Source organism: Comamonas sp. Z3 (assembly GCF_008121565.1).
GTDB lineage: Bacteria > Pseudomonadota > Gammaproteobacteria > Burkholderiales > Burkholderiaceae_C > Comamonas > Comamonas brasiliensis.
Map to the genome: position 1 here is coordinate 777001 of NZ_VOQU01000002.1, position 19400 is coordinate 796400.

General features: G+C 63.5%; 15 protein-coding genes. 7 read left to right on the plus strand and 8 right to left on the minus strand.

Translation table 11 applies throughout. From position 1 onward, the window contains the following. Window positions 1–335: 335 nt before the first annotated feature. From FSY59_RS08230 to FSY59_RS08240, 3 genes are all read left to right on the plus strand, one after another. Window positions 336–1286: a helix-turn-helix domain-containing protein gene (locus tag FSY59_RS08230; RefSeq protein ID WP_050872234.1), complete on the plus strand. Its 951-nt coding sequence runs from the start codon at window positions 336–338 to the stop codon at window positions 1284–1286. A gap of 71 nt (window positions 1287–1357) precedes the next feature. Then, complete coding sequence (locus tag FSY59_RS08235; protein WP_003057679.1) at window positions 1358–2482, plus strand: JmjC domain-containing protein; 1125 nt, start codon at window positions 1358–1360, stop codon at window positions 2480–2482. Window positions 2483–2859: 377 nt separating this feature from the next. Next, on the plus strand, window positions 2860–3126 hold the full coding sequence (locus FSY59_RS08240) for a hypothetical protein (protein WP_034359978.1): 267 nt from the start codon (window positions 2860–2862) through the stop codon (window positions 3124–3126). A gap of 274 nt (window positions 3127–3400) precedes the next feature. Here FSY59_RS08240 and bamC read toward each other — a convergent pair whose 3' ends face one another. The 7 genes from bamC to FSY59_RS08270 form a co-directional block, all read right to left on the minus strand. Next, complete coding sequence (bamC, locus tag FSY59_RS08245; RefSeq protein WP_003057678.1) at window positions 3401–4513, minus strand: outer membrane protein assembly factor BamC; 1113 nt, start codon at window positions 4511–4513, stop codon at window positions 3401–3403. Between the two features lie 63 nt (window positions 4514–4576). Further along, window positions 4577–5473 (minus strand): 4-hydroxy-tetrahydrodipicolinate synthase, encoded by an 897-nt coding sequence (gene dapA, locus FSY59_RS08250; protein ID WP_003057677.1) that lies wholly within the window; start codon window positions 5471–5473, stop codon window positions 4577–4579. A gap of 284 nt (window positions 5474–5757) precedes the next feature. Continuing rightward, a complete protein-coding gene (locus FSY59_RS08255) occupies window positions 5758–7887 on the minus strand; it encodes a hypothetical protein (RefSeq protein WP_148728776.1) in 2130 nt (709 codons plus the stop codon). 35 nt (window positions 7888–7922) lie between these two features. Continuing rightward, window positions 7923–8558 carry a bifunctional 2-polyprenyl-6-hydroxyphenol methylase/3-demethylubiquinol 3-O-methyltransferase UbiG gene (locus FSY59_RS08260; protein ID WP_148728777.1) on the minus strand — a complete coding sequence of 212 codons (636 nt, stop codon included), beginning with the start codon at window positions 8556–8558 and terminating at the stop codon, window positions 7923–7925. A gap of 33 nt (window positions 8559–8591) precedes the next feature. Next, window positions 8592–9404: an SDR family oxidoreductase gene (locus FSY59_RS08265; RefSeq protein WP_019043740.1), complete on the minus strand. Its 813-nt coding sequence runs from the start codon at window positions 9402–9404 to the stop codon at window positions 8592–8594. Between the two features lie 42 nt (window positions 9405–9446). After that, window positions 9447–9578, minus strand: coding sequence for a hypothetical protein (locus FSY59_RS27660; RefSeq protein WP_003057673.1), 132 nt, complete (start codon window positions 9576–9578; stop codon window positions 9447–9449). Window positions 9579–9594: 16 nt separating this feature from the next. Further along, window positions 9595–10791: an MFS transporter gene (locus FSY59_RS08270; RefSeq protein WP_003057671.1), complete on the minus strand. Its 1197-nt coding sequence runs from the start codon at window positions 10789–10791 to the stop codon at window positions 9595–9597. 417 nt (window positions 10792–11208) lie between these two features. On the opposite strand from FSY59_RS08270, the gene FSY59_RS08275 reads away from it, so the two are divergent. The 4 genes from FSY59_RS08275 (at window position 11209) to FSY59_RS08290 (ending at window position 18396) form a co-directional block, all read left to right on the plus strand. Then, complete coding sequence (locus FSY59_RS08275; protein WP_019043739.1) at window positions 11209–13179, plus strand: DNA topoisomerase IV subunit B; 1971 nt, start codon at window positions 11209–11211, stop codon at window positions 13177–13179. A 53-nt stretch (window positions 13180–13232) separates the two neighbouring features. After that, the gene (locus tag FSY59_RS08280) at window positions 13233–14099 is read left to right on the plus strand and encodes a lytic transglycosylase domain-containing protein (protein ID WP_148728778.1); all 867 of its coding nucleotides are present in this window, start codon (window positions 13233–13235) and stop codon (window positions 14097–14099) included. Between the two features lie 40 nt (window positions 14100–14139). Beyond that, window positions 14140–16530 (plus strand): DNA topoisomerase IV subunit A, encoded by a 2391-nt coding sequence (gene parC / locus FSY59_RS08285; protein ID WP_003057665.1) that lies wholly within the window; start codon window positions 14140–14142, stop codon window positions 16528–16530. 204 nt (window positions 16531–16734) lie between these two features. Then, window positions 16735–18396 (plus strand): methyl-accepting chemotaxis protein, encoded by a 1662-nt coding sequence (locus FSY59_RS08290; RefSeq protein ID WP_003057663.1) that lies wholly within the window; start codon window positions 16735–16737, stop codon window positions 18394–18396. A 16-nt stretch (window positions 18397–18412) separates the two neighbouring features. Here the strand turns inward: FSY59_RS08290 and pdxY are convergent, their stop codons facing one another. After that, on the minus strand, window positions 18413–19303 hold the full coding sequence (pdxY, locus tag FSY59_RS08295) for a pyridoxal kinase PdxY (RefSeq protein WP_029158710.1): 891 nt from the start codon (window positions 19301–19303) through the stop codon (window positions 18413–18415). Between the last annotated feature and the right edge of the window lie 97 nt (window positions 19304–19400).

Below are 19400 nucleotides of genomic sequence, written 5' to 3' on the forward strand. Positions count from 1 at the left end.
TCACCACCAGGGGCGCGTGAGCACAGTCACTGCTGGTGGATGCCGTTTGAAAAGCGGGGGCATCGCGCAAGGCTTGCGTCGCCGGGCTGGCCCCCTCTGTCCTGATGTGCCGCCGGTCAATGGCGTGGAAGTGATCGTAGAAAAAGCCCGGGCGGGATGCTGTGCGCAATGTGCACAAACCGTTTGACGAATCGTGCACCTGGCCTAGGGTTTGCACTAGATCGAGGTGCTGGCGGGAGATTCTCCGCGCTGCGAGCGCCAGGGCGCGCACTTGCCGATAATTGCCATACTTTGCCGGTACAGGCAGGGATCGATGCAACGAGGAGTCAAGGCCCATGACCGCGCCCATGGTACTGAGTACCGATGGTCTTCCCGAGAAGGAAACTGCAGCTGCCTGGCAAGGATGGATGGCGCAGCTGTTTTCGGGGCTGGACACGGATCTCTATGGCGACACCTGTTTTGACGGGCATCTGAGCGTGGCGTACGCAGGCGATGTCATGCTCACCAAGCTGGAGGCCGGACGTCATCGCGTCATACGCGGCAGCCACCGCCAGCGCGACAGCGAAGCCGCCTATCTCAAGATCGTCGCACCCTGGAGCGGTCACGCCGAGGTGGAGCAATGCGGCAGCCGGACCCGGGTGGGCAACGGCAGCTGGGCCATCTATGACACCTCGCAGCCCTATGTGGTGGACAACCCTCAGCGCACCGAGCACCTGATCATGATGGTGCCCAAGCAGAGCATTGCCGAGCGAGGTCTGCGCCTGGAAAACCTCATGGGGCTATCCGTGGGAGGCAGCACCGGCATGGCGCGCATTGCGCTGCAGACCATGCGCAGCACCTATCAGGAGCTCGACAATATGACGGCGCCGCTGGCGCGCCGCGCCGGGGAGCTGCTGGTGGACATGGTGCACCTGTCCTTGCAGGCACTTGGCGGGCAGGCCACGGCGGTGACGCAGAAGCAGGCCTTGTACGAGCGCATCTGCGACCATGTGGCCAGCCATGTGCGCGATCCAGGGCTGTCGGTCGACCAGGTGGCCCAGGCGCTCAACTGCAGCCGCCGTCATCTGCACAATGCCTTTGCGGGGCGTGAACAGTCGCTGGGCGCTTTCATCCAGCAAAGCCGGCTGGAGCTTTGCATGCGGGAGCTGCATTCCGCAGCGCTTGCGCATCGCACCATCACCGAGATCGCCATGGGCTGCGGTTTTGGCAACAGCGCTCACTTCAGCCGGGCCTTCAAGTCCTACGCCGGCATGTCGCCTTCCGAGTTCAGAGCGCTCGGTCATTGATCTGTGCCGACCAGCGATATCGAGGCCTATAGGACAATGCAGTCCGTTGCTTAGAAAGCAGGACTGGATTCATGGACATCAATACGCCGCTCACCCTGCTGGGTGGACTTACCGCTTCTCAATTCATGCGCAAGCACTGGCATAAAAAGCCTTTGCTGGTGCGCCAGGCCATTCCCGGCTTCAAGGCCCCGATTCCGCGTGCTCGCCTGCTGGCCATGGCGGGCGAAGAGGGCGTGGAGTCGCGCCTGATCCAGCAGCTGGAAGGCGACAACTGGAAGCTCAGTCACGGCCCGCTGTCCCGGCGCAGCCTGCCCGCATTGACCAAGCCGGGCTGGACGGTGCTGGTGCAGGGCGTGGACATGCATGACGCCAAGGCGCACGAGCTGCTGCAGCAATTCCGCTTTGTGCCCGAGGCGCGTCTCGATGATCTGATGATCAGCTTTGCCACCGATCAAGGCGGTGTGGGGCCCCACTTCGACAGCTATGACGTGTTCCTGCTACAGGCCCATGGCAAGCGGCGCTGGCGCATCGGCCGTCAGAAAGACCTGTCCCTGCAGCCGGGCAAGCCATTGAAAGTTCTCTCCCATTTCGAGCCCGAAGAGGAGTTCGTGCTGGAGCCGGGCGACATGCTTTATCTGCCGCCCAAATGGGCGCATGACGGTGTGGCCGAAGGCGAGTGCATGACCTATTCGATCGGGTTTCGCTCGCCCGATCGCAGTGAGCTGGGGCGCGAGCTGCTGCTGCGCATGTCGGATGAGCCCGACGAGCCCGAAACTCCGGTCATCTATCGCGACCCCAAGCAGGAGGCTGTGAGCAACCCGGCGCTGATTCCTGAAGCCATGTATGACTTTGCCCGCGAGGCACTGAAGAAGGCCATGGCCGAGCCGCTGGCGCTGGAACGCGCGCTGGGCGAGTATCTGAGCGACCCCAAGCCCAATGTCTGGTTCGAGCATGGCGATGAAAACGGCATGTTCGAAAGCGTGGTGCTGGATCGTCGCACGCGCATGATGTATGACGCCAAGCACATCTTCATCAATGGCGAAAGCTATCTGGCGGGCGGCCGTGACGCCACGCTGATGCGCAAGCTGGCTGACACCCGGGCGCTGTCGCGCAAGGATCTGGCAACAGCCAGCGATGATGCGCTGGAGTTGCTGTCATCGTGGTTCGATGCGGGCTGGGTTCGCTCAGGCGACTGAAACAGGGTGGACTTGTAACAGCGATCGTGCTAACTTACGGGTTTGTCCTCTGTGGCTGCTGTCGATTTGGAGAGCTTTGTATAGATTATGTAAATCTTCGTCAAAGCTCTGTCAGGGATTTGACAGGAAGAAATTTATGCTCCACAGTGTGACTCAAGGCAAGCGTGGGCTTGCCCGGTAAATGAGAACGCACCGATTTGTGCAGAATTGTTTAGTTGCTGTCAGTATCAGTCAGCAATGGGCAAAACTACCTATAATGCGGTCTGAGTCGAATTTATCGTTTGACCTGATCTGCCATAGCGATCAATAGCTGCAAAAGGCTGACCGTAATGGCAATCTGCATACCGTCTGCTGAACCTACCATTTAGGAAATCGTCATGAAGAACTCTCTGATTCTGGCTACCGTGATCGCTGCTGCTGCTCTGGCTGCTTGCGGCAAGAAGGAAGAAGCTCCTGCTGCTCCCGCTCCTGCTGTGGAAGCTCCTGCTGCTCCCGCTCCTGCTGCTGAAGCTCCTGCTGCTCCCGCCGCTGACGCTGCTGCTCCTGCCGCTGACGCTCCTGCTGCCCCCGCCGCTGACGCTCCTGCTGCTCCTGCCGCTGACGCTCCTGCTGCTCCCGCCGCTGAAGCTCCTGCTGCCAAGTAATTCGCTGCACCAGCCAGCTTGAGGCCCAGGCCTCGGGCATGAAAAAACCGCACTCAGGTGCGGTTTTTTTGCGTCTGGATTTTGCAGCGGATTCTTGAGCTGTGTATGCGTGTCGCCACACAAGGTCTGCACTTGCACTTGTCTTGCACTCGCATCTCAACGGATTCCGGCGTCATGAGCATGAGGGCCTCAAGCCGGAGTTGCTCGATTCGCTCGGACATGAAAAAAGCCACCAGGGCCGAGCCTGGTGGCTTTTGCATGGGAGCAGAGCTCTTTACTTCAGATCATCGGTGATGATGCGCACGATGCGCTGGCCGTTGGCGCTGCTGTCGGGCTGGCCCTGCTCATTGAGCACGCTGACCTGGGACTTGTTGCCATCGCCCTTGACCTGGATCTGGTACTTCTGAGGCGCAGCGGCTTCCTTGCCCTGGCTGAAGATCTTGCTGAAGAAGCCCTTGGACTCCTGCTTGGCATTGGGGTCCACGTAGCGCACATAGTAGAGGCCACGGCTGCGGTCGCGGTCTTCCACGGTGAAGCCGGTGCGGTCCAGTGCCACGCCAACGCGGCGCCATGCGCGCTCAAAGCCTTCTTCCAGCTGCAGTGTGGGCACACCGTTGACGGTGTCCATGCGTGCGCTGGTCGAGGTGGTGGCCGCAGACCTGTCGGCCTTGGCGACGGCAGAGGCCTGCTCTTCGCTCACGCCCAGCTTGACCATGATGCGGCGCAGGAACTCGGTCTCCAGTTCGGGGTCGCGAGGACGCGGTTGCCAGATGGTGTTGTCCTTGCGCTCGCTGGTATAGACCTCCTGCATGCCACGGTGGGTGACATAGATGCGGGTCTTGCCATCGGGTTCGCGCTCCAGGCGGGTGCGGAACTTGTCGCGCTCGCTGGTGGAGTAGAGCGAGTCGAACACCTTGCCCAGGCTTCTGCGGATGATGTCCTGAGGCAGCTTGGCGCGGTTTTCGGCCCAGTCAGTCTCGAGAATGCCCAGCTGGCGGTCTTCCATCGCATAGATGAAGCCGTTTTCCAGCCAGAAATCGCGAGTCGGCTCCCAGAGCTTGTCGGCTCCGCGATCCACCACCAGCCAGTGCTCGGCGCCGTCACGCTCGATGCGGACGTCGCCAATCTTGTTGGCCGCGGTGTTGTTGTCGGTCGGCTTGGCTGCCTGGGCATTGGCCTGCATGGCAGCAGCGGATACCACGCCACCAGGGACGGTATAGCGCGAGTCTTGCGACAGCTGCGTCAGATCCGGAGGAACTTCGAGAGAGGGAGCTTGATTCTTGCCCGCGCTCTTGTAGTCGATCTTGGTCTCTTGGAACGTGGTCGTGCAGGCAGACAGGCCCAGCGCGATGCTGAGCAGGCTCAAACGTGCTGTTTGTTGTTTCACGCGGATTGTCCTTGGGTAGCGTTCAAGCTATGTGCGAAAAACCGCTAGCTTAGCGCAACTCGATCAGAGTACGCCAACTTTACGCAGAGCATCCTCAACAACTGCTTCGCATTGCTCGCTCAGCTGCGTCATGGGCAGGCGCATGGCGGGTCCGCACAAACCCATGCGGGCGGCTGCCCATTTCACGGGAATGGGATTGGCTTCCACAAACAGGCTCTTGTGCAGGGGCATGAGCTTGAACTGGATTTCCATGGCGCGCTTGGTATCGCCGGCCATGGCGGCCTTGCACAGCTCGCTCATCAGACGGGGGGCGACGTTGGCCGTCACGCTGATATTGCCGTGGCCGCCGCACAGCATCAGTGCCACGGCGGTGGGGTCGTCACCGGAGTAGACGCCGAAGCCGGCGGGCACATCGCGGATCAGCCACTGTGCACGCTCGATGTTGCCGGTGGCTTCCTTGATGCCGATGATGCCGGGGATCCGGGCCAGACGCAGCACGGTGTCATGCTGCATGTCGGCGACCGAGCGACCGGGCACGTTGTACAGAACCACGGGCAGGTCGCCAGTGGCTTCGGCGATGGCCTTGAAGTGCTGGTACTGGCCTTCCTGCGTGGGCTTGTTGTAGTAGGGAACGACCTGCAGCTGGCTGTCTGCACCCACCTTCTTGGCGTACCTGGCCAGCTCGATGGCTTCGTGCGTGCTGTTGGCGCCGCAGCCAGCCATGATGGAGACACGGCCGGCGGCCTGTTCCACGGCGACGCGGATGATTTCGCAGTGCTCCTCGACATTCACGGTGGGCGATTCACCGGTGGTGCCGACCACACCGATGCAGTTGGTGCCTTCGGCCACATGCCAGTCGATGAGTTTGCGCAGCGACGGGTAGTCGACGCTACCGTCTTCGAGCATGGGCGTAATGAGGGCAACAATGCTGCCAGTGAGAGCAACGGAGGGTGATGTCATATCCGCAATCAGAAAACGGTAAAAATGAATTCTACAAACAGGGACAGGGTGCAGGCAGTGGTTTGCTGTCAACAGTGTCTAGCAAAACTCTGTTTTTGTCGAAGTGTTGTTGATAAATGACGAAATGACGAAATATTTAAAATTTGTGCGTCATATTGTTTGTTGAAGTCGGGTCTGTTTTAGACGGCATGCAGGCTATTGCACGGGTTTGCCGCTGCTGACTGTGCTGCAGCCGGCCGCCCCCAGGCAAGGCCGGAGAGCGCGGCTGGGAGCCGTTGCCGTTATCAGTGCGTGCCGTAGTTCGAGGCGCTGATATGGGCCTGCGCCAGCCGCTGCATGAAGTCCTCTGCATCTGCCGCGCGCACCACGGTCACGCGCAGGCTGTCGTCATCGGTGGCCAGCTTGATCAAGGCCAGCTGGCGGTCCGCCAGATGTTCGGCCATGTTCTCCAGACCTGATTCCACGCCATCGGCTGGTGAGTCCCACTGCCAGTCATCGGTGCCGGGCAGCCAGTGGGTGCCGGCAATGCTGTCGGCGTCCTTCCAGTCAAAGCGGGCAAACTGGCTGCCGATGGCCAGCAGATGCACCCAGTACAGGGTCAACGCGTTCTCGCCTGCGGGCAGGTGCATGACATCGGGATCGATCTCCTCATCTTCGTCCCAGCCCATGTCGTCAGGATCAGGCGCCGCCACACAGTCGCGCCACTGCTGCAGCAGCTGTGCGGCCTGGCTCTCGTCGTTCAGACAGAGAATGCGCGATAGATCCTGCATCCAGGCTTCGTCTTCGGCCTCTATCAGCTGCGCGCGGGTCATGGTCGTGACCTCGCCCGCCTGGCCCTTGAACATGCCGCGCAGTGCATTGCGGTAGTCCTCCCAGGTTTCCCCGGTGCGGGTGATGCTGAAATCCTGGATGGAGAACAGGACCAGTTCGGCCTGCGGACCCTCGCCCATAAAGCTCAGCAGTTCATTTTTCTTCGGGCTGTAGTTCAGCGGCGGGCACCAGATATCAGGGGCAGCCACCAGCTTGCCCTGGGTGCTGAAGATGCGCGGCTCGCCTTTTTCGGTGATGGCCAGCAGCTTGCGGCCGGGAAACACCTTGGGGGGCGAGTGGCTGAAGCCGCGCTCTATGGTCTTGAACTGGCAGGGAATGATTTCCTGGCCGCGGATGTCGATCACGCCTTCGAGCACGCGGAACTCCTGCTCGCCCTGGTCGCTGACAGAGGGCGCACGAATGCAGGCAACGGCCAGGCCGCTCTTGGCGTTGAAATCGTTGACATGCCAGTAGCGGCTGGCATCGAACAGCGGCAGGCCATCGGCCTTGAGCAGCAGCTGGCGCGAGTGGCCGTACGGGCCTTTTTCGGCACGGATGAATTCGTCCTGTTCCTCGTTGTAGTCGATGCTGCTGAGCCCTTGGTGCAGTAGCGCGAGGCCGGGCAGGCTGCGCAGGTCCTGCATGTTTTCCTGCCCGGGTGATCGGCAGGCCATGACCTGGGGCGTGACGGCATAGGCGTCGCGATAGCCCAGGGAGGGCGCTACCTGCCAGATGCCGTTCAAATCCTTGATGCCGGATCTCGCGCCTTCGCCCGGCGTGGTCTCGGGATAGTGCACGCTCAGATGGCCGCCAGAGACAAAAGCCATGCTCGCGCCTTCCACGGGGCGCTGCAGCCAGCGACCATATGGCGTGACCATGCCCACGGGCCAGTGGTCGCGCTCGGCGTCGTTTTGCGGCTCCAGGCCGCTGCGCGGGTGCAGCCTGGGCATGACGTAATAGCTTTCGGTGGCTTCGTCCCAGGCGCCGTGGTGGCGCAGCTCGTAGTGATCGGCCAGCCAGGCGGGCCAGTCTTCTTCGCTTTCCTGCTCGATGACCTCGGTGCGGGCGATGACCGCGTCGCTCCACCACCCCAGATGGGACTGCGGTGCCTGCTTCAAGGCCAGCAGTGAGTCCGCCAGCTCGTCGCCGCTGCAGTTCCATTGGCGGCATCGCTCGCGCTGGGTCTGCAAAAAGGCCGTGAACTCGGCTTCGTCAAAGTCATGTGGGCATAGCGTGGCGCAGTCCAGCAACAGCCATTGGCGCGTGCTGGTGCTGATGGCGTGATCGATTTGCTGCCATTGCTTTTGCATGGAACCGGGCCAATGCGCGGGCAGTGGCTCCATCACGCTCCTGAGCCATTGCCAGCGCGCCCTGACCTGGACCATGGGCGCGGCCAGGGCCGAGAGGCTTTGCTTGTCCTGATAGGCGCTGCAGGGCACCAGCTCGGGCAGATGCCGTGCATCGCCGAGCAGCACGCTGAACAGCAGCGGCGTGCTGCTGAACCATTCGGCCCAGCCGTCGCAGCTGCCGCCGGGCTCTGCGGGCCAGTCGGTCTCCGGGCCGGGGCGTTCGTCGTGGGCAAGCAGCAGGGCGTAGGCGGGCATGGCAGTCGGGCAGATCGGGGGGCGGAAGAAGGGCGTCAGGCTTGCAGCAGTGCGGCTGGTACGGCCGCTCCATCGGGTCGGAAGGCGGCGATGCGCTGCACCACGCGCGCGGGCTGGCCAAGCAGACCATGCTCGTAGGCGACGATGTTCCAGCCGGCGCAGACCTGCAGCAGCTCGCAGGGAGCCAGCAGGAAGTCCGGGCGCGAGGGCTTGCCATAGGCCTCGTTGCCCTGGGCAAAGGTTTCGTAGATCAGGACGCCGCCGGGCTTGACGCTGTCCAGAATCAGCGTCCACAGCGGACGCCACAGATAGTTGGTGACGACCACGCCATCAAAGCTGCGGCCCGTCAGAGGCCAGGCGTTGTTCTCGATGTCGGCGGTAATCGTCTCGGCGATATCCGCCACGCACCGGGTCGCCTCCGGCGCCTTGTCCACGCTGGTCAGCGTGTGATCCAGGGCCGAGAAGAAACGGGTATGGCGGCCCATGCCGCAGGCCAGATCCAGCACCGAGCCCTGCGGGCGTACCAGATGGGCAAAGCGGACAATCCAGGCGGAGGGCGCCGGCGCGCAGTGGCTGGCGGAAATCGCAGGAATGGCGTCGGCTGAGGGAGGCGGGGTGTGGCTGGTCATCTTGCGAAAACTATAGCAGTGCCCGCAGCCCTGTTTCTGCATGGCCTGCCTCCACCTCAGCAGCCTCGCGTCGGCTCAGTGCGGCTTTACATCGTCCTTGAGCGCGGCCAGGGCCATGTCTTCCACCATGCCCGGGGCGATCAGCTTGATGAAGCGGCCCAGCTTGCCCTTGCCTGTCATCACCACCTCGCGCTGACGGCGCTTCAGGCCGTCGAGGATGAGGCGCGCGCATTCGGCCACCGTCATCGCGCCGTCTTCCTTGAGGCCGCTGACGCCTGCGGCTTCGCCTCTGGCGTTGTAGCCGTGGTAGCGGATGCGCGTATCCACCACGCCGGGGTAGGCGGTGGTCACGCTCACGCCGGCGGGTTTGAGCTCGATGCGCAGGGCTTCGAAGAAGCCGGCCATGGCGAACTTGCTGGCGCTGTAGGCCGTGCGGCCCGGCACGCCTATCAGACCGGCCAGCGAAGACACGGCGACGATGGAGCCGTGGCTGGCCTTGAGGTGCGGCAGCGCCGCATGGCTGCACCAGACGCTGCCCCAGAGGTTGATGCGCATCAACCTCTCATACCAGCCCAGGTCTTGCGCGCTGACCTGTTCGAACAGCGCATGGGCCGAGACCCCGGCGTTGTTGATCAGGACGTCCAGCCCGCCGAACTGGTGCACGGCGGCGTTGATCAGCGCGCGGCACTGGGCCTCTTCGCTCACATCGGTGGGCACTTCCAGCACCTGTGCCCCCAGAGCCCGGCATTGTTCTGCCACGGCCTGCAGATTGCCGGCATTGCGCGCGGCCAGCGTCAGCTGCAGCCGGCTCTGATGGGTTTGTGCCAGCTGGCGGGCCATTTCGGCGCCTATGCCGTCCGAGGCACCGGTGATGATGATGCGAGCCATGCTCTCTCCCGGCCATGCCGCCCGGGCGGCTTGCCCAAGAGCTCAGAAGCAGGCCCAGACCTGGTCTGCCAGTGTGAGCATGAATTCCGGTTGCAGATACAGGGCAAACACCGCCAGCAGCAGCACGAGCACGGCACACCAGATGGAGATGCGTTGCCAGAGTTTGAGCTGCATGGGCCTGTCTCCGGTATCAGGCGGCACTGGGTGTGCGGCGCACAATGGCAGCCTCGCGCACGGGCAGGTTGACGACGGCGGCAAAAATGCCAAGGGCAATCGAGATGTACCAAACCATGTCGTAGTTGCCGTTGATATCGTAGAGATAGCCGCCCAGCCATACGCCCAGGAAACTCCCGATCTGGTGGCTGAAGAAGACAAAGCCGCCCAGCATGGACAGATGCTGCACGCCGAAGATCTGGGCGATGGTGGCATTGGTCAGCGGCACGGTGGACAGCCACAGAAAGCCCATGGCGGCGCAGAAGGCATAGACCGACCAGGGCGATAGCGGCGCCAGCAAAAAGGCCACGGTGGCCACCGAGCGCAGACCGTAGATGCCCGATAGCAGATAGCGCTTGGGCAGCTTCTGGCCCAGATTGCCGGCCAGATAGGTGCCGAAGATATTGAACAGGCCTACCAGGGCCAGCGAATAGCTGGCCACATGGGGCGCCATGCCGAAGTCCTTCAGATAGCTGGGCATGTGCACGCCGATGAACATGACCTGGAAGCCGCAGACAAAGTAGCCCGCCATCAGCAGCAGAAAGCTGGGGTAGGTCCAGGCCTCCCTGAGTGCCTGGCCCACGGTCTGCTCGCGCTTGATGGGCGTGCTGCCGCCAAAGCCCGGCTCGCGCAGGCCGAAGGCCAGGGCGGCAATCAGCAGCGCGAACAGCGCCAGTATCAGCAAGGCATTGGACCAGCCGAACTGAGCGATCAGCTTGCCTTCCACCGGCACCATGAAGAACTGGCCGAACGAGCCTGCCGCCGCGGCCACGCCCATGGCCCAGCTGCGCCGCGCCACGGGAATCTGCCGGCCCAGCACGCCGTAGATCACGGCATAGGTGGTGCCGGCCTGGGCCGCGCCGATCAGCACGCCGGCGGTCAGCAGGAACACCGTGGAGCTGGGGGACAGCGCCATGCCGACCAGACCCAGGGCATAGAGGATGGAGCCGCCGATCAGCACCTTGAAGGCACCGATGCGGTCGGCCAGCATGCCGACGAAGATGCCCAGGATGCCCCAGGACAGGTTCTGCACGGCAATGGCCAGGGAAAAGTTTTCGCGCGTCCAGCCCATGTCCTGGGTGATGGGCTGCAGCCAGAGGCCGAAGCCGTGGCGTATGCCCATGGAGAGCGTGACGATGGCGCCACCGCACAGAAGAATCTGCGCCATGGACATGGGGGCTGGAGTTGTCTTTGTTGTCATGCCGTGCGTGCGAAAAAAGGCCTGGGGTGCGGTCAGCACACCACTGTAACCAAACCTGCTGTTTTGCGCCTGCACAGCTCGTCACATGCGTGGCAGTGCGGCCTGCCAGAATGCGGGAGCGGCGCCGGGCCCTGCGGGCGTGCAGCAAGTCGCGACCAATAAAAAGTGAGCGCCTTGCGCAAGGATTGCAATAAAAACTGATTGATATCTATCTGAAACTATTGAATGGCATGCGGTGAAAGCTATCTTTTTGAGCGTTGTCGCAGCGGGCAAGATGCGTCGAAAACACGTTGCCAAGACAGATGTTCGGGCTTTGTGCAAGAGTATTGGGAGTAAACAACTGTGAATTTATCCAGCTCTCATCCGCAGAGGCCACTACAATCCGCCCCCATGGCAGTCAAACCGTCCAACGAATATTCCGAAGGCTCGATCCGCGTTCTCAAGGGTCTTGAGCCTGTCAAACAGCGTCCCGGCATGTATACGCGCACCGACAACCCCCTGCACATCCTGCAGGAGGTGATCGACAACGCGGCCGACGAGGCGCTTGCCGGCTATGGCAAGAAAATCAAGTTCACCATACACGCCGACGGCTCCTACAGCGTGGAGGACGACGGCCGCGGCATTCCCTTCGGTCTGCATCCCGAGGAGAAGGCGCCCGTGGTGGAGCTGGTCTTCACGCGCTTGCATGCGGGCGGCAAGTTCGACAAGGGCAATGGCGGCGCCTACAGCTTCTCGGGCGGTCTGCACGGCGTGGGCGTATCGGTGACGAATGCGCTGGCCACGCGTCTGGAGGTGCAGGTGCACCGCGACGGCCAGGTGGCCACGCTGGTGTTCTCGGGCGGCGATGTGATCGAGCCGCTCAAGGTGCGCCCTCTGCAGGCCGGGGAGCGCAAGCAGGGCACGACGGTACGTGCCTGGCCCGATGCCAAATACTTCGAATCCTCGGCACTGCCCATGGGCGAGCTGGTGCATCTGCTGCGCAGCAAGGCCGTGCTCATGCCCGGCGTGGCCGTTTCGCTGATCAACGAAAAATCGCGTGACACCCAGAGCTGGCAGTTCAAGGGCGGTTTGCGCGACTATCTGGCGCAGAGCCTGCATGGCGAGCCCGTCATCCCCCTGTTCGAAGGCGAGGGCTTTGCCGACAAGAACAACGACAGCTTTGCCGAAGGCGAGGGCGCTGCCTGGTGCGTGGCCTTCACCGAAGACGGCGCGCCGCTGCGCGAAAGCTATGTCAACCTGATTCCCACCACGGCGGGCGGCACGCATGACAGCGGCCTGCGCGACGGCCTGTTCCAGGCCGTCAAGGCCTTCATCGACATGCACTCGCTGCTGCCCAAGGGCGTCAAGCTCATGCCTGACGACGTTTTTGCGCGCGCCAGCTATGTGCTCAATGCCAAGGTGCTGGACCCGCAGTTCCAGGGCCAGATCAAGGAGCGCCTGAACTCGCGCGATGCCGTGCGTCTGGTCTCGGGCTTTGTGCGCCCGGCGCTGGAGCTATGGCTCAACGAGCATGTGGACTGGGGCAAGAAGCTGGCCGAGATCGCCATCAAGGCTGCCCAGACCCGCCAGAAGGCCGGCCAGAAGGTGGAAAAGCGCAAGGGCAGCGGCGTGGCCGTGCTGCCCGGCAAGCTGACCGATTGCGAGAGCAAGGACATAGCCGTCAACGAGGTGTTTCTGGTCGAGGGCGACTCTGCCGGCGGCAGCGCCAAGATGGGCCGCGACAAGGAGACCCAGGCCATCCTGCCGCTGCGTGGCAAGGTGCTCAACACCTGGGAGGTGGACCGCGACCGGCTGTTCGCCAACAACGAAATCCACGATATCTCGGTGGCGATCGGCGTGGACCCGCATGGCCCCAATGACGAGCCCGACCTGTCCGGCCTGCGCTACGGCAAGATCTGCATTCTCTCGGATGCGGACGTGGACGGCTCGCACATCCAGGTGCTGCTGCTGACGCTGTTCTTCAAGCATTTCCCCAAGCTCATCGAGGCCGGTCACATCCATGTGGCACTGCCGCCGCTGTTCCGTGTGGACGTGCCGGCGCGCGGCAAGAAGCCCGCCATCAAGGTCTATGCGCTCGATGCGGGCGAGCTGGATGCCATCATTGAAAAATGCGCCAAGGACGGCGTGCCGCGCGAGAAATGCCAGGTCAGCCGTTTCAAGGGCCTGGGCGAGATGAATGCCGAACAGCTGTGGGAAACCACGCTGAACCCCGATACGCGTCGTCTGCTGCCGGTGCAGTTCATGAACATGGACTTTGCACAGTCGGAAGCCGTGGTCACCAAGCTCATGGGCAAGGGCGAAGCCGCCGCCCGCCGCGAGCTGATGGAGCTGCATGGCGATGCCGTGGAGGTCGATATCTAGGAGGGCGTTGCAACGCCTGCACTAGCGGTCACTAGCGGTCGATGGAGCCAGCCATGCACAAGCCCATGTTCGATGCCTCACCCAGCCAGCTGCCTGCGCGCGGCGGGTTCGCGTCTGTGCGTTTGCGACGTGCGGTGGCAGCTGCCCTGCTGGCGGGCTCGGGCTGGCTGGCCCTGGCGCCGGCGGCGCATGCCGATCTCTGGGCCTATGTCGACGAATTCGGCGTCACGCACTTTGCGGCCGAGGCGCTGGACGAACGCTACAAGCTGTTCTTCAGGGGCGAGCTCTACGACAGCAGCCAGCCGGGTCTGCAGCTGAAGCCGGATTCAGCGGCCGAGGGGCTCAACGCCCGCACGCGCATGCAGAGCTTTTTCGAGGTCTCGCCGCGCTACAAGAGCGTGAGGCCGCATCTGCAGAAGGCGGCCCAGAGAACCGGCGTGGACTATGACCTGATCAAGGCCGTGATCGCCGTGGAGTCCGGCTTTGATGCCCAGGCAGTCTCACCCAAGGGCGCTGTCGGTCTGATGCAGCTGATGCCAGCCACGGCCGAGCGCTTTGGCGTGGCGGCCAGCAAAAAGCGCAGCCTGCAGCAGCAGCTGGTCGACCCGGCCGTGAACGTGCCTGCCGGCGCGCGCTATCTGAGCTATCTGATGGACTTGTTCCCGGGCCGGCTCGATCTGGTGCTGGCCGCCTATAACGCGGGCGAAGGTGCGGTGCAGAAGTTTGGCAAGGCGATTCCGCCCTACAAAGAAACAATGAATTACGTCAAGGCCGTCACGGGCATTTACGAGCAGCTGCAGGCAGCCAGGCCCCTGAGCGGCCGGCTGGCTGCGGCCGGCTCGGCTGGCCGCGGCGGCTCCCGCATACGCATGACTCTGCCGGGCGCGGCCCCTGCGGCCGCGGACGCGCAAATACCTTGAGTCGCCGGATCGGCGCAATTTGGAAAATCACAAAGAATTCATGAGCGATCAAACCACACTGGATTTGTCTCAACAAGCCGCTGGCGATGCACTGGACCTGGGTCAATACGCACAGCGCGCCTATCTCGAATACGCTTTATCGGTGGTCAAGGGACGTGCCCTGCCGGATGTCAGCGATGGCCTCAAGCCCGTGCAGCGCCGCATTCTCTATGCCATGGAGCGCATGGGCCTGAGCTATAGCGGCCCGAACGGCAATACGGCGGCCAAGCCGGTCAAGAGCGCCCGAGTCGTCGGCGACGTGCTGGGCCGCTTTCACCCGCACGGCGACCAGTCGGCCTATGACGCACTGGTGCGCATGGCGCAGGACTTCAACCAGCGCTACCCGCTGGTCGACGGCCAGGGCAACTTCGGCAGCCGCGACGGCGACGGCGCTGCGGCCATGCGTTACACCGAGGCGCGCCTGTCCAAGATCACCGGCCTGCTGCTTGACGAAATCGATATGGGCACGGTGGACTTTGTGCCCAACTACGACGGCAGCACCCAGGAGCCCAAGCAGCTCCCGGCCCGCCTGCCGTTCTCGCTGCTCAATGGCGCCAGCGGCATTGCCGTGGGTCTGGCAACGGAAATCCCCAGCCACAATCTGCCCGAAGTGGCGGCGGCCTGCGTGGCCTTGATCAAGAAGCCGCAGCTGCCCGAGGAAGAGCTGCTGGCGCTGATTCCTGGCCCCGACTATCCGGGCGGCGGCCAGATCATTTCGTCCAGCAGCGATATCGCCGATGCCTACCGCACGGGCCGCGGCAGTCTCAAGGTGCGCGCGCGCTGGAAGATCGAAGAGCTGGCACGTGGCCAGTGGCAGCTGGTGGTGACCGAGCTGCCGCCCGGCGTGTCGGCCCAGAAGGTGCTCGAAGAGATCGAGGACATCACCAATCCCAAGGTCAAGACCGGCAAGAAGGCGCTGAGCCAGGAGCAGACCCAGCTCAAGGCCAGCATGCTGGCCGTGCTGGACTGCGTGCGCGACGAATCGAGCAAGGATGCGCCGGTGCGCATCGTGTTCGAACCCAAGACCGGCAAGATTCCGCAGTCTGAGCTGATCACGGCGCTGCTGGCCCACACCAGCCTGGAGTCTTCGAGCTCGATCAACCTGACCAGCATCGGCCTCGATGGCCGCCCGGTGCAGAAATCGCTGCGCCAGATGCTGGAGGAATGGATTGCCTTCCGCTTCCAGACCGTGACGCGACGCAGCCAGCATCGGCTGGAAAAGGTGCTCGATCGCATCCACATCCTCGAAGGCCGTCAGGCCGTGCTGCTCAATATCGACAAGGTCATTGCCATCATCCGCGCCAGCGATGAACCCAAGCAGGCCCTGATCGAAGCCTTCAATCTCTCCGAGCGTCAGGCCGAGGACATTCTTGAAATCCGCCTGCGCCAATTGGCGCGCCTGGAGGCCATCAAGATCGAGCAGGAGCTCAAGGAGCTGCGCAGCGAGCAGGGCAAGCTCGAGGACATCCTGGGCAGCGAAGCGACCATGCGCCGCCTGATCTGCAAGGAAATCGAAGCCGATGCCAAGACCTTCGGCGATGCCCGACGCACGCTGATCCACGAGGAGAAAAAGGTGGTGGCCGAGGTCAAGGTGGTGGATGAACCCACGACCGTGATCATTTCCGAAAAAGGCTGGGTGCGCACGCGCCAAGGCCATGGTGTGGACGCTGCCACGCTGAGCTTCAAGGCCGGCGACAGTCTGTATGGCACGTTCGAGTGCCGCACGGTCGATCAGCTGCTGGCCTTTGGCAGCAACGGCCGGGTCTACTCGGTGCCGGTATCGGCCCTGCCGGGCGGACGCGGCGACGGCCAGCCCGTGACGACGATGATCGAACTCGAAGCCGGTACACAGCTGCTGTACTACTTTGCCGGCAGCGAAGGCACACAGCTGCTGCTGTCGGGCTCGGGCGCCTATGGCTTCACGGCGAATGTGGGCGATATGGTCTCGCGCCAGAAGGCCGGCAAGGCGTTTGTCACGCTGGGCGAGGGCGAGACCCTGTGTGCGCCTTCGGTGGTGCATGGCGTGCCCATGAATGCGCGTGCCGAGTATGTGGAAGGCGGCGAGCAGGGGGCCGGATTGCTCAATCCCGCCAGCCATGTGATCTGCGCCTCGGTGGGCGGGCGCATTCTGACCTTCGAGATCGCTGAACTCAAGGCCATGCCCAAGGGCGGGCGCGGCCTGATGCTGATCAGCCTGGAAGACAAGGACCAGCTGGCCGGCGCTGCCGCCTATACGCGCAGCATTCGCCTGGATGGCGTGGGGCGCGGCGGCAAGGCACGTACCGAGACGCTGGAGATCCGCAGCCTCAACAATGCCCGCGGCAACCGCGGTCGCAAGGGCAAGGCCGCAGACCTGGGCTTCAAGCCCCAGGCGGTGACGCGCGTGGAATAAGCCGGCTTCTGCCGCCTGCCGACAAGCCGCGCCAGGCCGGTCCTGGGCGGCTTTTTGTTTTCTGCGGCGCAGACATGGGCTTGAGACGACGCGCTACAAAGGGAAATTCCTGCTGCTGACCTGGGTTCGGCCTCGATACATTTTGTCTCAATGCGTGGCAATGTCTGCGCGCAGCCCTTTGCAGCTTTGTTGGCAGGATGTTTTATGCAGCGACTCAAGATGGCCCACAAACTCTGGGCGGCAGTGTTACTCATCGTGGTGGTGTTGACTGCAGTGATCGCATTTGCGGGCTACCGCTCCTCGGTCACGCAGCAGGCATCGGACCAGGCAGCGCAGCAAATGCGCTCACGCACCGAGCTGGCGATCGAGTGGATGGGCCTGACCGAAGCCAATGCCGTGCGCACGCTGGCGCTGGCACTGAGCAGCGAGACTTCGGTGGAGGAGAGCTTCAAGCCCGCGATGGCCGAGACTTCGGACCGCATTTCCACGGTGCAAAAGTCGCTGCAGGCGCTGGCGGTGTCTGCCGAGGACAAGGCCCAGATGGAGCAGGTGGCTGCAGCGCGCCAGCAGGTGCTGAAGCTGCGCCAGCAGATTGCCCAGCTCAAGGCCCAGGGGGATGCGGCCCGGGCTCTCGCGCTGGCCGAGCAAAGCTTCAAGCCCGCGATTGCGGCCTATTTGCAGTCGCTGCAGGCCTTTGTCGAGCTGCAGAAAAAAGCTGCTGCCGGCAGCCAGCTGCAGATGGCCGAGCTGCGCATGGCGACCGTGAGGATGGCCGGTGTGGCTGTACTGCTTGTGGTACTGGGCATTGCCGTCGGCGCGTTCTTTCTGATCCGCAGCATGCAGTCGCCGCTGTTGGCCGCGCAGGCCATGGCCGAGCGCATTGCCGGCGGCGATCTGCGGCTGGGCGAAACTGTGCAGCGCCATGACGAATTCGGCGCGTTGCTGCGCACGCAGCAGGACATGTGCCGGGCGCTCAACGGCATGGTGGCCCAGGTTCGCCACAGCGCCGACAGCATTGCCACGGCCAGTGCCGAGATCGCTGTCGGCAACCAGGACCTGTCGGCGCGTACCGAGCAGACGTCCAGCAATCTGCAGCAAACCGCCGCAGCCATGGAGGAGTTCACCAGCACCATCCAGAACAGCGCCAGCAGCGCAGAGCAGGCACGCAGCACGGCATCGGGCGCGGCCGCTCTGGCCCGGCGCGGCGGCGAGGTCGTGGCCTCGATGGTGGTGACCATGGAGGAGATTCGCCAGAGCAGCCAGAAGATTGGCGACATCATCGGTGTCATCGACGGCATTGCCTTCCAGACCAATATCCTCGCGCTCAATGCGGCGGTGGAGGCGGCGCGTGCCGGCGAGCAAGGCCGCGGCTTTGCCGTGGTGGCCAGCGAGGTGCGTTCCCTGGCCCGGCGCAGCGGCGATGCGGCCAAGGAAATCCGCACCCTGATCGGTACCTCGGAGGCGCGCGTGCAAAACGGCATCCGTTTGGTGCAGAGCGTGGGCGAATCCATGGACGATATCGTCAAATCGGTGCAGAACGCCAGCACCATGATTGCAGAGGTGACCGAAGCCTCGGTCCAGCAAAGTGCAGGCGTGACCCAGGTCAACCAGGCCATCAGCCATCTCGATCAGATGACGCAGCAGAACGCGGCCCTGGTCGAAGAATCGGCCGCTGCTGCGCAAAGCCTGCGCGAGCAGGCCGAGCATCTGACGCAGACGGTCAGCATGTTCCGCATGGAGGACCTCAGAAGCAGCCACGGATATTCCCAGGCTGCTCTTGCATCGGTAGCAAGAGGGTCTGCCTCGACGGCCCGGCCAGCGCCGGCTGCCGCCGCGCGCCAGCCGGCGCTGGCGCACCCGGAGTGAATCGGGTCGCGCCGCTTCAGCGCATCACCGGCACGGCGGCAAAGATTTGCGCCGCTGCCGTGATCTGATCGCGGCTGGCGACCAGGGGCAGGTCGCGCTGCCCCGATTCGGTGCGCGAGACCAGGGCATACAGGGTGCTTACGGCCCGGGACACGGCATCGGCCACGGTGCGCCCTTGAATCAGATGGCCCAGCAGCACGGCCGAGAACACATCGCCCATGCCGTTGGGCAGGGGGTGCAGGTCGATATAGGGCGTCTGTACCAGCCAGGACTTGTCGGCAGTCACGGCCAGTGTGGCCAGTTGATCGGCTGGTAGATCGTCGGTACGCAGGCTGGTGATGACGATCAGCGCAGACTGGCTGTCATGCATCTGCGCGAGCATGGTGCGTGCCGCCTGCGTGGCGGCCTGCACCGTGGTCAGCGGGCCGCCGCACAGCAGCTCGAACTCGTAATGGTTGGGCGTGATGACGCTGGCCTGGGACAGCGCGCGCTTGCGCAGAAAGTCCGGGATGCCGGGGCGCACGAACAGGCCGCGCCCCACATCGCCCATGACCGGGTCGCACAGATAGTGTGCCCCGGGCTGGGCGGCGCGCACCTCCTGCACGGCGGCCAGAATGGCTTCGCCCACGCCGGCATCGCCCAGATAGCCCGAGAGCACGGCCGTGCAGCGCGCCAGCACGCCGCGGGCGCGCAGGCCGTCCAGCACATCCTGTACATGGGCGGGCGTGAAGACCTGGCCCTTGTACTCGCCGTAGCCGGTATGGTTGGAGAACTGCACCGTATGCACGGCCACGGGCTCTATGCCCAGCAGCTGCAGCGGCAGCATGGCGGCGTCGTTGCCCACATGGCCGTAGGCGACATGGGATTGAATGCTGAGAACCAGCGGGGGGGGCTGCGTGCCGGGCATGGGGGCTCTTTCGTGAGTGGTCGGGATGCGTGCGGCAAGCATCGCGCTGAAAAGATAAAGTGAGCTGCTTGCGCTTGCCAGTCAATCAATTCAGATA